Annotated in this window: 13 protein-coding genes; all 13 read left to right on the top strand. The window is 41.1% G+C overall.

Annotation, left to right across the window (positions count from 1 at the left end; all coding sequences use genetic code 11):
* The first annotated feature begins 243 nt into the window (after window positions 1-243).
* Window positions 244-2,766: a M1 family metallopeptidase gene (locus KTJ72_RS01890; RefSeq protein WP_217304002.1), complete on the top strand. Its 2,523-nt coding sequence runs from the start codon at window positions 244-246 to the stop codon at window positions 2,764-2,766.
* A 135-nt stretch (window positions 2,767-2,901) separates the two neighbouring features.
* Window positions 2,902-3,837 carry a D-alanyl-D-alanine carboxypeptidase family protein gene (locus KTJ72_RS01895; protein WP_217304003.1) on the top strand — a complete coding sequence of 312 codons (936 nt, stop codon included), beginning with the start codon at window positions 2,902-2,904 and terminating at the stop codon, window positions 3,835-3,837.
* 164 nt (window positions 3,838-4,001) lie between these two features.
* Window positions 4,002-4,484 (top strand): 5-(carboxyamino)imidazole ribonucleotide mutase, encoded by a 483-nt coding sequence (gene purE / locus KTJ72_RS01900; protein WP_217304004.1) that lies wholly within the window; start codon window positions 4,002-4,004, stop codon window positions 4,482-4,484.
* Window positions 4,468-5,589: a 5-(carboxyamino)imidazole ribonucleotide synthase gene (gene purK, locus KTJ72_RS01905; RefSeq protein ID WP_198178078.1), complete on the top strand. Its 1,122-nt coding sequence runs from the start codon at window positions 4,468-4,470 to the stop codon at window positions 5,587-5,589. Before purE ends, purK begins: the two co-directional genes overlap by 17 nt.
* Window positions 5,590-5,600: 11 nt before the next feature.
* Window positions 5,601-6,308, top strand: coding sequence for a phosphoribosylaminoimidazolesuccinocarboxamide synthase (purC, locus tag KTJ72_RS01910; protein WP_094750685.1), 708 nt, complete (start codon window positions 5,601-5,603; stop codon window positions 6,306-6,308).
* A 13-nt stretch (window positions 6,309-6,321) separates the two neighbouring features.
* On the top strand, window positions 6,322-6,576 hold the full coding sequence (gene purS / locus KTJ72_RS01915; RefSeq protein WP_217304005.1) for a phosphoribosylformylglycinamidine synthase subunit PurS: 255 nt from the start codon (window positions 6,322-6,324) through the stop codon (window positions 6,574-6,576).
* Window positions 6,573-7,238, top strand: coding sequence for a phosphoribosylformylglycinamidine synthase subunit PurQ (gene purQ / locus KTJ72_RS01920; RefSeq protein WP_217304006.1), 666 nt, complete (start codon window positions 6,573-6,575; stop codon window positions 7,236-7,238). Before purS ends, purQ begins: the two co-directional genes overlap by 4 nt.
* A gap of 4 nt (window positions 7,239-7,242) precedes the next feature.
* Entirely contained in the window at window positions 7,243-9,465 is a 2,223-nt protein-coding gene (purL, locus tag KTJ72_RS01925; RefSeq protein WP_217304007.1) for a phosphoribosylformylglycinamidine synthase subunit PurL, read from the top strand.
* Window positions 9,441-10,904 (top strand): amidophosphoribosyltransferase, encoded by a 1,464-nt coding sequence (purF, locus tag KTJ72_RS01930; RefSeq protein ID WP_217304008.1) that lies wholly within the window; start codon window positions 9,441-9,443, stop codon window positions 10,902-10,904. The genes purL and purF overlap by 25 nt, the downstream gene beginning before the upstream one ends.
* Window positions 10,897-11,931 carry a phosphoribosylformylglycinamidine cyclo-ligase gene (gene purM / locus KTJ72_RS01935; RefSeq protein ID WP_217304009.1) on the top strand — a complete coding sequence of 345 codons (1,035 nt, stop codon included), beginning with the start codon at window positions 10,897-10,899 and terminating at the stop codon, window positions 11,929-11,931. The genes purF and purM overlap by 8 nt, the downstream gene beginning before the upstream one ends.
* A complete protein-coding gene (gene purN / locus KTJ72_RS01940) occupies window positions 11,918-12,493 on the top strand; it encodes a phosphoribosylglycinamide formyltransferase (RefSeq protein ID WP_041153248.1) in 576 nt (191 codons plus the stop codon). The genes purM and purN overlap by 14 nt, the downstream gene beginning before the upstream one ends.
* A gap of 1 nt (window position 12,494) precedes the next feature.
* Entirely contained in the window at window positions 12,495-14,027 is a 1,533-nt protein-coding gene (gene purH, locus KTJ72_RS01945) for a bifunctional phosphoribosylaminoimidazolecarboxamide formyltransferase/IMP cyclohydrolase (RefSeq protein ID WP_217304010.1), read from the top strand.
* Between the two features lie 18 nt (window positions 14,028-14,045).
* Window positions 14,046-15,296, top strand: coding sequence for a phosphoribosylamine--glycine ligase (gene purD / locus KTJ72_RS01950; protein WP_217304011.1), 1,251 nt, complete (start codon window positions 14,046-14,048; stop codon window positions 15,294-15,296).
* The last annotated feature ends 19 nt before the right edge of the window (window positions 15,297-15,315 follow it).

Genomic DNA, 15,315 nt, shown 5'->3' on the forward strand with positions numbered 1-15,315 from the left:
AATGTCCGCTTCCCTCTGATTTATTATTTTATGATTAAAATAATAAACTATTTATCTAAAACTCTCTATACTTATAAAGTTAAGTTTTTTTCAATTTTGTAAAGAAAAGCTAAAGAAGATTATATAAGTATTAACATGTGCATGTGATAATTATTACTACTACAATATATTTGTGGCATTTTGTATTTAGATAGCGTACAATTAAAAAATAATGAGAAAATGATGATAAAAGGAGTGTTATTAATGGCTGAATTAGTCAGATTATTTAATCGATTTCAACCAGATCACTACGATATCTATTTAGATGTTAGCCGTAGTGAAAAGAAATTTAGTGGAAAGACCACGATTTACGGTAATGCAAGTGAAGCAGAAATCGGCATTCACGAAAAAGACTTTGATGTTACCAGTGTTTCAGTAGACGGAACTCCCGTTGACTTTAACGTTGATAATGACGACGAAGTAATTAACGTATCTTTAGGTAAGACCGGTGAAGTGGCCGTAACTATTGAATACTCCGCCAAGTTGACTGATACGATGATGGGGATTTACCCTTCATACTACCAAGTTAATGGTGAACAAAAACAATTAGTAGGAACTCAATTTGAAACCAACTTTGCTAGACAAGCTTTCCCATGTATTGATGAACCAGAGGCAAAGGCTAAGTTTAAGCTAGCACTTAAGTTTGACGAACAACCTGGTGAATCTGCTTTAGCAAATATGCCAGAAGTAAAAGTTGAAAACGGTGTTCATTATTTCGATGAAACTGTCAAAATGTCTACTTATCTAGTTGCATTTGCCTTTGGTGACATGCAAAGTAAGATGACTGAAACTAAGAGTGGTGTTAAAGTCGGTGTCTTCGGTACTAAAGCACACGATGCCAAAGAATTAGACTTTGCCTTAGATATTGCTAAGCGCTCAATCGAATTCTTCGAAGACTTTTATCAAACTCCATACCCACTTCCACATTCATGGCAATTAGCGCTACCTGACTTCTCAGCAGGTGCGATGGAAAACTGGGGACTAGTAACTTATCGTGAAGCATACCTATTATTAGATCCTGACAACACTTCATTTGAAGTAAAACAACGTGTTGCTACAGTTATTGCCCACGAATTAGCTCACCAATGGTTCGGTGATTTAGTAACCATGAGATGGTGGGATGACCTATGGTTGAACGAAAGTTTTGCCAACATGATGGAATACGTTGCAATCGATGCAATCGAACCTTCATGGAACATTTGGGAAGTATTCCAAACTACTGATGTTCCTGCAGCATTAAAACGTGATGCCGTTGACGGTGTTCAATCAGTTCACGTTGAAGTTCATCACCCAGCCGAAATCGATGCTTTATTTGATGGAGCCATCGTTTACGCCAAGGGTGCCAGAATGTTAGTAATGGTTCGTGCCTTAATCGGTGACGACGCACTACGTGAAGGTCTAAAGAACTACTTTGCTGCTCACAAGTACGGTAACGCCGCCGGTGCTGACCTATGGGATGCGCTTGGTAAGGCCGCTGGAATGGATCTAGGCAAGATTATGAAATCGTGGCTAGAACAACCAGGTTACCCAGTTGTGAACGCATACGTTGAAGACAACCGTTTGAAGTTAGCTCAAAAGCAATTCTTCACCGGTGAAGGTAAGGATGAAGGCCGTCGCTGGCAAATTCCTTTAAACGCAAATTATGACCAAGCTCCTGACATCTTTAGTGAAGAAACTGTCGATTTAGGTGACTATCAAGAATTACGTAAACTAAATGGCAAACCATTTAGAGTAAATGTTGGTAACAACTCACACTTTATCGTTAAATACGATGACACATTACAAGAAGATATCTTAAACGATGCAGATAACCTATCTCCAATCGATAAGATGCAACTATTACAAGACCTTCGTTTATTAGCCGAAGCAAAACAAGTATCATACGCTGACGTTGTTCCGGTATTAAAACAATCTGCTGATAGTGAATCTAATGTGATTAACGACTCCGTTTACACACTAGCCAACAACTTGAAGAAGTTCGTGGAACCAGGAACTGAAGACGAAGATAATTTGAAGAACCTATTCAGACAACTAAGTGACAAACAACTAGAACGTTTAGGTCTAGTAAGTGTCGATGGCGAAAGTAACAACGATAAGTTGACTCGTCCATACATCTTAGGTGCTGCACTATACGATGATAACAAGGACTTCGCCGAAGCTGCTCACGCAATCTTCCAAGATCATCAAACAAACTTGTTATCATTACCTGCTGACACCCGTGTATACATCTTAGCTAATGAAATGAAGAACTACTCAAACGCTGAAGAATTCGATTCATTGGTTGAAGAATACAAACAATCAACTGACCCAAGTTATAAGCAAGATATCTGCGCTGCGGTAACTCTTACAAAGGATGCTAAGCTACTAGGTAAGTTAGTTGCTAACTTTGAAGACAGTAGCGTTGTAAAACCTCAAGACTTACGTGCTTGGTTCTCAGGTGTATTGAGAAACCCAGCTGGTCAACAATTCGCATGGGACTGGATCAGAAACGAATGGCAATGGCTAGAAGATACTGTTGGTGGTGACATGGAATTCGCTACATTTATTACAGTTATCGCAAACATCTTCCATACCAGAACTCGTCTAGACGAATTCAAAGCATTCTTTGAACCAAAACTAGACACTCCAGGTTTAACCCGTGAAATCAAGATGGATACTAGAGCAATCACAAGTACCGTTGAATTGGTTGAATCAGAAAAAGACGCTGTTAGATCAGCAATCAAATAACAATAAAGAAAAGAGACCTAATCATTAGGTCTCTTTTTTAATATTCATAATATAAATGTAATAATTTGTAAACTAAAATCTCGCCGAAACGTTGTAATATATAGCTATTGATTTCGTTAAGGGGGATAAATTTTAATGAGCAAAATCAAAAACATGATGGTAGCTTTTTTAGCTATCTTTATGCTTGGATCATCATTTGTTACTGTGAGTGCAAGTGCCGATGCCAACAGTAATTACACTAAAACCATGAATAAGTACAACAAGACAAGTAGTGCTACTTATGTCATGAACATGGATACTAATCAGGTTTATTACCAAAAGAATGCCACATCCAAACGTGCCGTTGCTTCGACCGCTAAGATTATGACATTATACTTAGCGATTCAAAAGGCACAAACTACCAAAAATGGATGGAACCAAAAGGTTAAAATCTCACCTAGTTTGGCAAGAATGAGTAGACACCATTCTCTAGGTAGCTACGTATTAAAGGCTAACAAGAAGTACACCGTTAGAAACTTATACAAGGCGTCATTGATTGCCTCATCTAACAGTGCAACCATCGCGCTTGGTCAATGGGTATCTGGAACTAATAACAAGTTTATCAAGAAGATGAACAGCCAAGTGAAGGCATGGGGCATTGCTTCTCAAGCACGCTTCGTTTCTTCATCTGGTTTGGAAAATTCCGATTTATATCCATACTACATTCGTTATGGTTCACACTATGACTATAACCGCGTATCTGCTAAAGCGTTAGCTGTGATTGCTTCACACCTATTGAAGTTATATCCAGCAATCGTCAACGATGCCAAGATGTATCGTTACCACCAAAGTGGTCAAACCCTAAAGAATGCTAATGAACTATTAGCGGGTGGGTTAAGATACGATGCAGCATTACACGTGGATGGTCTAAAGACCGGATACACACCATTGGCAGGTAACTGTCTGGTAAGTACTAGTCAATTGCCAAACAAGAACCGTGTGATTATCGTTTCATTGCACGACAGATTTAATGCCTACGATCAATCTCGCATGTACAAAATGATTTACAAGACATTTCCAGAATTTAAATAGTTAAAAATGGCCAACTTTTGCTAAGTTGGTCTTTTTTTGTGCCAACATTCTAATTTTTCACGAACTATAATATATTATTTTAAAATATTGTTCGTTTTTTAGTTGACGAATGTTAAACCGATTGTTATGATGAATTTAACCATTTAGAGGGGAGACTTTAAAAAATGGATGTAGCAGTTGTAATGGGTTCTATCTCTGACTTCCCTAAAATACAGGGAACTATTGATACTTTAGATAGTTTGGAAATTAGTTATAACACTAAAATCATCTCAGCTCATCGGATGCCAAACGAATTACAAGCTTTTGGCCGTTCAGCAAAATACGAACAATACAAGGTGATTATTGCTGCGGCTGGTGGAGCAGCACATTTGCCAGGGATGTTAGCGGCAAATACAACCTTACCGGTCATCGGAATTCCGGTTAAGACCAGCACCTTAAACGGGGTCGATTCACTACTATCAATCGTTCAAATGCCTTCAGGAGTACCAGTTGCGACCGTCGCAATTGGTGATGCTGGTGCTAAGAACGCTGCATTGTTAGCAGCTCAGATTCTAGCAATCAGCGATGATAAAATCGCACAAAGCCTAGATGACTTCCGAGAAAGACAAACAAAGGAGGCAATTGATAGTAATGAACAATTACACTAAGCCAATTTTGCCACCAGCTACCATCGGAATTTTGGGTGGTGGTCAACTAGGCCAGATGATGGCGCTAGTTGCCAAGGAAATGGGCTACAAGGTTGGGGTCTTAGATCCAACACCTGACGCTCCAGCAGCTCAAGTTGCTGACTTTCAAATTATCGCCGACTACGATGACGAATCAGCTATGAAGAAGCTAGCTGAAAAGTCAGATGTTTTAACCTATGAGTTTGAAAACGTCGATCAAAAAGCAATTAAAAAGGTTTCGGATACTACATATATCCCGCAGCCAATTAGTGAACTAGAAATCACTAGCAACCGAAACAAGGAAAAAGGCTTTTTACAAAGCATTGGAGCACCTGTTACTGACTACTCGCCAGTAAATAACGCCGATGATTTATTGAAGGCGTACCAAAAAATCTCTACTCCTGCGATTTTAAAAACCGCTGAGGGTGGATATGATGGTCATGGTCAATTCGATATTAATAATGAAGATGACCTAAAGGAAGCCATTAAACACTTGGACGGCATTGAGTGGATCTACGAAAGAAAGCAGCCTTTTGTACAGGAAGTTTCCATAATGGTAGACCGAGATGTTTCCGGCAAGGTGATTGTCTTCCCACTTAGCGAAAATATTCATAAGGACCACATCTTACACACTAGCATCGTGCCAGCCAGAATCGACGAAAGTGTTCATAAGAACGCCGAACAGATTGCTGAAAACATCGCCTCAGAAATGAAACTAGTCGGTGTTTTAGGAATCGAATTCTTCTTGATGGAAGATGGCAGACTATTGGTTAACGAGCTAGCACCAAGACCACATAATTCGGGCCACTACACCATTGAGGCCTGCAACGTTTCTCAATTTAAAGCACATATTTTAAGTATTTGTAATCTATCCTTACCAGATATCAAGTTAATTGATAACGCCGTTATGGTGAACCTATTGGGTGACAATTTAACACTCGGTCGAAACGAGTTGTTTAACCATCCAAACTGGAATTTCCATGATTATGGTAAGGCTAAAATTAAGCATCAAAGAAAAATGGGTCACATCACCGTGACCGGTTCATCAATCGATCAATTATTGCAAGACGTTAAATTATTTAGATGAGGAGAATTAAAATGACTACATTAGTTGCATCAGGTAAGACTAAAGAACTTTACACCACCGATGACTCAAGTGTATTGCGTGTGCACTACACAGACCACACCACTGCGGGGGATGGTTTGCGTAATGAATTAATCGAAAACAAGGGTGCGGTTAACAACGAAATTTCAAGTATGATTTTCACATACCTAAACGAAAATGGTGTTGCTACGCACTTTATTGAACGTGTTAACGAAACAGATCAATTAAATAAAAAAGTTGAAATGATTCCGCTGGAAGTTGTAATTAGAAACTTTGCGGCCGGACATTTCCAAAAAAGATTCGGCACTGATTATCTTCAAACATTGAAAGAACCAGTTGTCGAATTTTTTTATAAAGACAATGATTTACACGATCCTATCGTTACTAAGTCTGATGCAATTGGTTTGGATTTAATCCAAGCAGACAAGTTAACTCAATTAGAAGAAGACGGTCTAAAGGTGAACCAAATCCTAAAGAAATTATTCGACAAGATGAACGTTACATTAGTTGATTTCAAACTTGAATTTGGGATTAACGAAGACGGTGAAATCATCCTAGCTGATGAAATCTCACCTGATTCATGTCGTTTATTAGATAAAGACACTAATGAATCACTAGACAAGGATGTCTTTAGAAAAGAAGCCGGCGACATGATGCCAGGTTACCTAGAAATTCTAAATCGTTTACGAGCAGCCATTTAGGGAGGAAGAAAACATGTATTTAGCACAAATTTATGTCCATCACAAAGCATCAATTTTAGATCCTCAAGGTGAAGCAGTATTGAACGCCTTACAACGTTTGGGTTACGACAAGGTCGATTCAGTCAAACAAGGTAAGTACTTTGAAGTCAACATCAAAGCCAACAGCGAAGATGAAGCATCAAAGGTAGTTAACGACATTGCCAAAGATTTATTAGTGAACCACAACATGGAATCATGCGAATTTGAACTAAAGGAAGTGGCGAAATGAAATTTGCAGTAATTAGTTTTCCCGGCTCCAACTGTGACATGGATATGTATTATGCAGTGCGCGACTCACTAAATGAAGACGTTGACCTAGTTACTTCAGATGCTACCAACCTAGATGGATACGATGGTGTCTTAATCCCCGGAGGTTTCTCATACGGTGATTACTTAAGGAGTGGCGCAGTTGCTCGTTTTGCACCGGTTATGGAATCAGTTAAAGAAATGGCCGCTGAAGGCAAACCAGTATTGGGTGTCTGCAATGGTTTCCAAATCCTAACAGAAGCTAACCTATTACCGGGCTCACTTCAACACAACACCAGCATGGAATTCATCTCTGATTGGTCAAAACTACGCGTGCAAAATAACGACACAATGTTTACCGACCAATACGAAGAATCAGAAGTCATCGATATTCCAATCGCTCACGGTGAAGGTAACTACTACTGTGACGACGAAACCTTAGCCCAATTAAAGGCTAACAATCAAATCGTCTTCACTTATGAAGATAATCCCAACGGTAGTTCCGACAATATCGCAGGTGTCGTGAACGAACAAGGCAATGTTTTAGGGATGATGCCTCATCCAGAACGTGCCGTTGAAAGTATTTTAGGTGGAACCGACGGCTTGAAGCTGTTCAAGTCATTATTAAATCACGTTAGGAGCTAACAAGATGGAAAAGCCAAAGACAATTACACCCCAAGACATTAAAGATCAAAAGATTTATCAAGACTGGGGTTTGACTGATTTTGAATATAAATTAATCTCAAATGACATTTTGCACCGCTTACCTAACTACACCGAAACTGGTTTGTACTCAGGAATGTGGAGCGAACACTGTTCATACAAGAACTCAAAGCCAGTGCTTAGAAAGTTCTGGTCGGATGGTTCTCGTGTCCTACAAGGACCTGGTGAAGGTGCCGGGGTTCTAGACATCGGTGATGGCCAAGCGGTCGTATTCAAAGCCGAAAGTCACAACCACCCAAGTTACGTTGAACCTTACGAAGGTGCTGCTACCGGTGTCGGTGGAATCATCAGAGACATCTTCTCAATGGGTGCCAAACCTGTTGCTTCGCTCGATAGTCTTCGTTTCGGTGAACTAACTAATGACAAGAATCGTTTCCTATTGGATAAGGTTGTAGCCGGAATCGCCGGTTACGGTAACTGTATCGGGGTGCCGACAGTCGGTGGTGAAATTAGTTTTGACCCATGCTACGACGGAAACCCATTGGTAAATGTTATGTGTGTCGGTTTGATGGATCAAGCAGACATCGAAGCTGGACGTGCCTCAGGTGCGGGCAACTCAATCATCTACGTTGGAGCCAAGACCGGACGTGACGGAATTAACGGTGCGACTTTTGCATCAAGTCAATTCAGTACCGATGAAGAATCAGACCGTTCAGCCGTTCAAGTTGGTGATCCATTCATGGAAAAACTACTTGTTGACGCTTGTCTAGAAGTTACTCACAACCACAAGGATATCCTAGTCGGAATTCAGGACATGGGTGCCGCTGGATTAGTATCCTCATCAGCTGAAATGGCAGACAAGGCTAACAGTGGAGTCGATTTAGATTTAGATTTAGTTCCACAAAGAGAAATCGGTATGACTCCATATGAAATCATGCTTTCAGAATCTCAAGAAAGAATGTTGCTATGTGTTAAGTCAGGCCATGAAGACAAAGTTTTAGAAGTGTTTGAAAAACATCATCTAGACGCTGTCGTAATTGGTCACGTTAACGACGACAAACAATACCGTTTATACCAACACGGTGAACTGGTTTGTGACATTCCAACTTCAAGCTTGGTTAACGACGTTCCTGAATACCAACACGATGTTGTAAAACCAGACCGTTTGAAGAAAGTCGACGAAGCCAAAACACCAGTTATTAATGATGTAAACGACATGGTGAAGACAATTATCGGTCAACCTACCATTGCTTCTAAAGAGTCCGTTTACCGCCAATACGACTGCCGTGTTCAAGCCAACACCGTTGTTCAACCCGGTAGTGACTCAGGAGTAATTCGTGTGCGTGGCACTAACAAGTCACTTGCCATGACTACTGATGCCAATGGTCGATACATTTACTTAGATCCAAAACTAGGTGGTCAAATTTCCGTATCAGAAGCAGCTAGAAACATCGTCGCAAGCGGTGCAGTACCAATCGGAATTACCGACTGTTTGAACTTCGGTAACCCTGACGATTCAGAAAGTTACTTCGAAATGGATCAATCAGTTGAAGGAATTTCAAAGGCCTGTGAAAAATTTGATACACCAGTCATTGCCGGAAACGTTTCACTATACAACGAAACTGACAACGAAGCGATTTACCCAACTCCAATGATTGGAATGGTTGGTCTAATCGAAGATAACCAATACATTACTCAATCAGATATCAAGGCAGAGGGCGAATTGGTTTACGTTATCGGAGACACTAACGATGACTTTGCCGGTTCAGAAATTCAAAAACACCTAGAAGGTCAAATCTCAGGAAAAATCCACTTTGACTTAGAAGAAGAATTTAGCAACCAACACTTAATCCTAGATTTAATTCACAACCACCTAATCGAATCTGCTCACGATGTTAGTGAAGGTGGCATTATCGTTTCAATCCTTGAGTCATTATTCGAACACAACCTTGGTTTAAAGGGTGAAATCGATATTACTAAAGCACAATTATTCTCAGAAACTCAATCAAGATACGTCGTATCAGTTAGCCAAGAAGACCAAGCTGCCTTTGAAAAGCTAGCTGGTAAGAAAGCCCACTTGATTGGTGCAACTGACGACAGCCAACAAATCAACTTACAACTACAAGATGGTCAATACGTTGATGACGTGACTGCTCTAAAAACCATCTGGAAGGAAAGTTTATCATGCCAAATGAAGTCAAAAGCTTAAACGATGAATGTGGTGTCTTTGGTGTCTGGGGCGTTGAAGGTCCAGCTGCTAAGGTCGCTTACAGTGGTCTCCACGCTTTACAACATCGTGGTCAAGAAGGTGCTGGAATTCTTGCCATTGATGCTAACAAACGACTAAACCGATATCGCGGACAAGGTTTACTTGGAGCTATTTTTGATGACCCGCATGCCTTTGATCGACTACATGGGAATGCTGCACTAGGGCACATTCGTTACGCAACAGCTGGAAGCCATACCATCAACAATGTGCAACCATTTATGTTTGAAAACACCGAAACTCATTTCGCGCTATCGCACAACGGAAACCTAACTAATGCCGACACTCTAAAAGAAATGCTTAGAAAAACTGGAACCATCTTCCAATCCGATTCCGATAGTGAAATCTTCGGTGACTTAATTGAAATCAGTAACCAAGACACCTTCCTAGGTCGTATCAAAGAAGCTGCCAACCAAATGCACGGTGGCTTTGCCTACGTCCTACTTAGTCCTGACGCAATGTATGCAGTATGTGACCCCAACGGATTACGCCCATTAGTTGTCGGAAGAAGAAAAGACGGTGCCGTGGTTATCTGTAGTGAAACTTGTGCATTGGATCAGGTCCAAGCCGAATATGTAAGGGATGTTCAACCGGGAGAATTGGTCATTGTCGATGATTCTGGTATCAAGATTGACCACTTCACCGAAGATACCGAATTAACCATTTGTTCAATGGAATATGTCTACTTCGCTCGTCCCGATTCAGTTATCCATGGAGTATCAGTTCATGAAGCTAGAAAACGCATGGGGGCTTTAGTCGCTCGTGAAAACCCAACTAAGGCTGATGTCGTGATTGGTGTTCCTAACTCATCACTATCAGCAGCAATGGGATATGCGATTGAAAGTGGCATTCCATACGAAATGGGATTGATTAAGAACCAATACGTTGCCAGAACATTTATCGAACCAACGCAAGAACGACGTGAACGTGGGGTTTCAATGAAACTATCCGTGGTGAAATCAGTCATCAAGGACAAGGACGTCATCTTAGTTGATGACTCAATCGTTCGCGGAACCACCAGTCGTTTTATCGTCAAAATGCTAAAGGATGCTGGTGCTAAATCAGTCCACGTCAGAATTGCTTCACCTGATTTAAAGTACCCATGTTTCTACGGAATTGATATTCAAAAACCAAGTGAACTAATTGGTGCTAACCACAGTGTTGAAGAAATCAAGGACATCATCGAAGCGGACTCATTGAAGTACCTAAGTGTTGAAGGTTTAATTGAAGCAATCGATTTAGATTGTGACAATCAATACCACGGTCTATGTACAGCTTACTTCGATGGTAAGTACCCAACGCCTTTGTATGACTACCAAGCAACATATGATGCAGAAGCAAAGAGATTACACCTATACGAGGAGGATGAAGTGAATGGCTAACCAATATAAAGAAGCTGGTGTCGATGTTGAAAGCGGCGAAAAAGCGGTAAATTCAATCAAAGATATGGTCGCTTCTACTTATGACCAAAGCGTTGTCGACGGTCTGGGTGGATTCGGCGCAATGTATTCACTTCAATCTCATTTTGCGAAATACGACGATCCGGTTCTAATTTCTGGGACCGATGGTGTCGGAACTAAATTGATGTTGGCCATTCAGGCTAAACGTCATACCACAATCGGAATCGACTTGGTTGCAATGTGTGCCAATGACATCCTAGCGCAAGGTGCTAAACCACTATTCTTTTTAGACTACATCGGAATTGGTAAGTTACTTCCAGAAGAAGTAAAGGAAATCGTTTCAGGTGTTGTGATGGGATGTAAGCAAGCTGGTCTTTCATTAATTGGTGGTGAAATGGCCGAAATGCCCGGCATCTACAAGCAAGACGACTACGACTTAAGTGGTTTTGCGGTTGGAATTGCCGACAAGAAACGTTTACTGGGGGCGCAAAACGTTAAGGAGGGTGACAAACTAATTGGTTTGAAATCATCCGGAATTCATTCCAATGGTTACTCACTAGTTCGAAAGATTATCAAGGATGCGGAAATTGATTTAAACGCCACATACCAAGGATTATCACAACCATTAATTGACGAACTACTAACCCCAACACGTTTGTACTACCACTACGTTAAGGGCATCGTCGAATCCGGTGCGATTCATGCGATTGCCAACATCACCGGTGGTGGAATTGCCGATAACCTATCAAGAGTAATTCCAAACGACTTAACCGCTAAGATTGACCGTTCATCATGGACGGTGCCGAACATCTTCAAGTGCCTACAAGACTGGGGTAACTTGGATCAAAGCGACATGGATCTTGTGTTTAACCAAGGAATCGGCATGGTGTTAGTCGCTCCAGAAGAATACGTTCAAGCAGTGACAAATTACCTTTCCGATAATGGCCTAGAATATTTTGAGATTGGTGAGGTGGTAAAACGTGAGCAACAAGCAGTTGAAATCAGATAAACTCCCCGTTGCAATTTTTGCATCGGGAAACGGAACTAACTTTGACGCGATTGCTGAAGCGGACCTACCCATCGATATTAAATTGTTGGTATGTGATCACCATGATGCGTTTGTGGTGCAAAGAGCCGAAAGAAAGAACGTTGAAGTCTTGATTGCGGAACTGCATAAGGGTGAAAAAAGAGCGATTCGTGAGGGTCGCATTCTAGAAGAACTCAAGAAAAAAGGTGTCCAAGTTATTATCTTGGCCGGCTACATGAGAATCGTTGGGGAAACGTTACTAAACGCCTATCCCAACAAGATTATCAACATTCATCCAGCGCTTTTGCCGAGTTTTCCCGGCAAACAGGGCATCTTAGATGCCTACAACGCTGGAGTTGATAAGACAGGAGTCACAATTCACTTTGTGGATTCGGGGATCGACTCCGGTCAGATTATTGCTCAAGAGGAAGTTTTTAGAAAAGAAGGTGATTCGTTAGCGGATTTGGAAAATCGAATTCATGATGTTGAACATCAGTTGTACCCACGCACGATTTTACAATTAATTGAAAAGGGAGTTATTTAAATTGAAGAAGTTAGCATTGTTAAGTGTCTCAGATAAGAATGGAATTGTTGAATTTGCCAAGCAACTAGAACAACGTGATTACGATATTGTCTCAACCGGTGGAACATTGAAGACTTTATTAGACAACGGTGTCGACGCGATTGCCGTTGAAGAAATTACTAATTTCTCTGAAATGTTAGACGGTCGTGTGAAGACATTACATCCACGCATTCATGCTGGGATTCTTGCTCGTCGCGACAATGAAGAACACATGCAACAACTAAAGGAACAAAACATTGGTCTAATCGATCTAGTTTGTGTCAACCTATACCCATTTAAAGAAACCATTGAAAAGCCGGACGTTACATATGCCGATGCAATTGAAAATATTGATATCGGTGGTCCTTCAATGCTAAGAGCCGCTGCTAAAAACAGCCAAGACGTAATCGTAATTACCGATGTAGCAGACTACGACGACTACATCTCTAGATACGACGCTAACGAAATTGACGCTGAATACAGAAGCGGTTTGGCAGCGAAGGTCTTTAGACATACTGCAGCTTACGACGCATTAATCGCCAACTACCTAACCAAAGAAGAATTCCCAGAAAAGCTAACTTTCACATATGAAAAGGTAGAAGCAATGCGTTACGGTGAAAATAGTCACCAAAAGGCTGCATACTACAAGGAACCAATTCCTGAAACATACTCATTAGCTAATGCCAAACAATTACATGGTAAGAAGCTATCATACAACAACGTAAGGGATGCCGACGCTGCACTTCGTATCGTCGCAGAATTTCCAGATCAAGCTACTGTTGTGGCATTAAAACACATGAATCCATGTGGTATCGGTACTGCAGACGACTTATTAACTGCATGGAACCTAGCTTACGAATCAGATTCAACTTCAATCTTTGGTGGAATCATCGCCCTAAACCGTGAAGTTGACTTAGCAACTGCCGAAAAGATGCACGCTATCTTCTTGGAAATCGTAATCGCTCCATCATTCACCGATGAAGCTTACGACGTATTAGCTAAGAAGAAAAACATCCGCCTACTAACTGTTGACTTCGACAAGATTAACCCAGACAAGGAAGATCTAGTTTCTGTCCTAGGTGGGATGTTAGTTCAAGAACGTGACCTACTTCATGAAGAACCAACTGAATACAAGGTCGTTTCAAAGAAACAACCAACTGAAAAACAAATGAAGGCTTTAGCATTCGCCCAAAACGTCGTTAAACACGTTAAAAGTAATGCGATTGTTGTTACCTCTGACCATCAAACTTTAGGGGTTGGTTCGGGTCAACCAAACCGTATCGACTCAACTAAGATTGCTATCAAGAAGGCTGAAACTAAGTCAGATTACGCAAACGCGGTATTAGGTTCAGACGCATACTTCCCAATGGATGACTGTGTGGAATTCGCCGCTAAACACGGTATCACAGCAATCGTTGAACCAGGTGGAAGTATCCGTGATCAAGATTCAATTGATAAAGCTGACGAATTAGGCATTGCCCTTGTATTTAGTGGCAACCGTCATTTCAAACACTAGAGTGAGGTTACGAAGAAGATGGAAAAATGGTTATTGATTGGTTCAGGCGGTCGCGAATATGCGATGGCACAAAGTTTAGCTAAAAATTTCAATCGAGAAGTTTTTGTAGCACCAGGCAATCCAATGATGAATATGATCGACAGGGTTCAAACCGTTGATATCGAAGAGTTGGATTTCGATGGTCTAATCGAATTTGCCTTGGATAATCAGATTGATTGGACAGTGGTTGGTCCCGAAAAACCACTTAGTGACGGTATTGTTGACCGTTTTACTGATGCTGGTTTGAAGGTCTTTGGTCCCAACAAGGAAGCTGCTCAATTAGAAAGTTCCAAGGAGTTTGCCAAAGAAGTGATGCAATCAGCCAGTGTTCCAACTGCCGCATATGCGACTTTTAGTAATTACGACGACGCGCTTTCATACATGGAAGAACACGATTTTCCAATCGTTGTGAAACTAAACGGTTTGGCCGCTGGAAAGGGTGTTTTCATTATCAAAGACCTGGCAGAGGCTAAGGAAACTTTGGCTAAAATCTTTGATAATGATGCCGACCAAGAAATTCTGATTGAAGAATATCTGGACGGTCAAGAATTCTCGATGATTGTGATGGTAAACGGATTGGATGTCATAACCATGCCATTAGCTCAAGATCATAAACGTATCTACGACGGTGATAAGGGTCCAAATACCGGTGGGATGGGCGCTTACAGTCCACTTCCTCAATTTGGAGACGACGTCTTAAACGAGGGGTTAGTGAAGGTGATTAGACCCGTGTTGGCTGAAATGCACAAACGAGGCATTTTATTCCAAGGTTTTCTATACGCTGGATTAATCCTGACTAAAGACGGTGTTAAAGTCATCGAATTCAATGTTCGAATGGGTGACCCTGAAACTCAAGTCATCTTGCCACAGTTACAAGGCGATTTGGGAAATGTGATTGTTCAACTAATGAACCACCAAGAACAAACCGTTGATTGGCAAACTGACCGATACTTCCTCGGCAATGTTCTAGCTGCTAAGGGTTATCCTGGTAACCATAAAAACGGTCTTACACTTCCTCAATTCATCAATGAGAAACTTTCATTGGCATACGCGGGCGTCGAAGAACAAGACGAAAAATTAGTCAGCTCTGGTGGACGCATAATGATGGTGATTTCCTCAGACAAGGACTTAAAGGCTGCTCAAGCAAACGTTAATCAAGCAATTAAGGATAACGTTGACTCAAACGACTACGCTTATCGAACCGACATCGGTGACAAGGCGTTTAGATAAAACAATAAGCTATGGTTGA

This window comes from Apilactobacillus waqarii (assembly GCF_019061205.1).
GTDB lineage: Bacteria > Bacillota > Bacilli > Lactobacillales > Lactobacillaceae > Apilactobacillus > Apilactobacillus waqarii.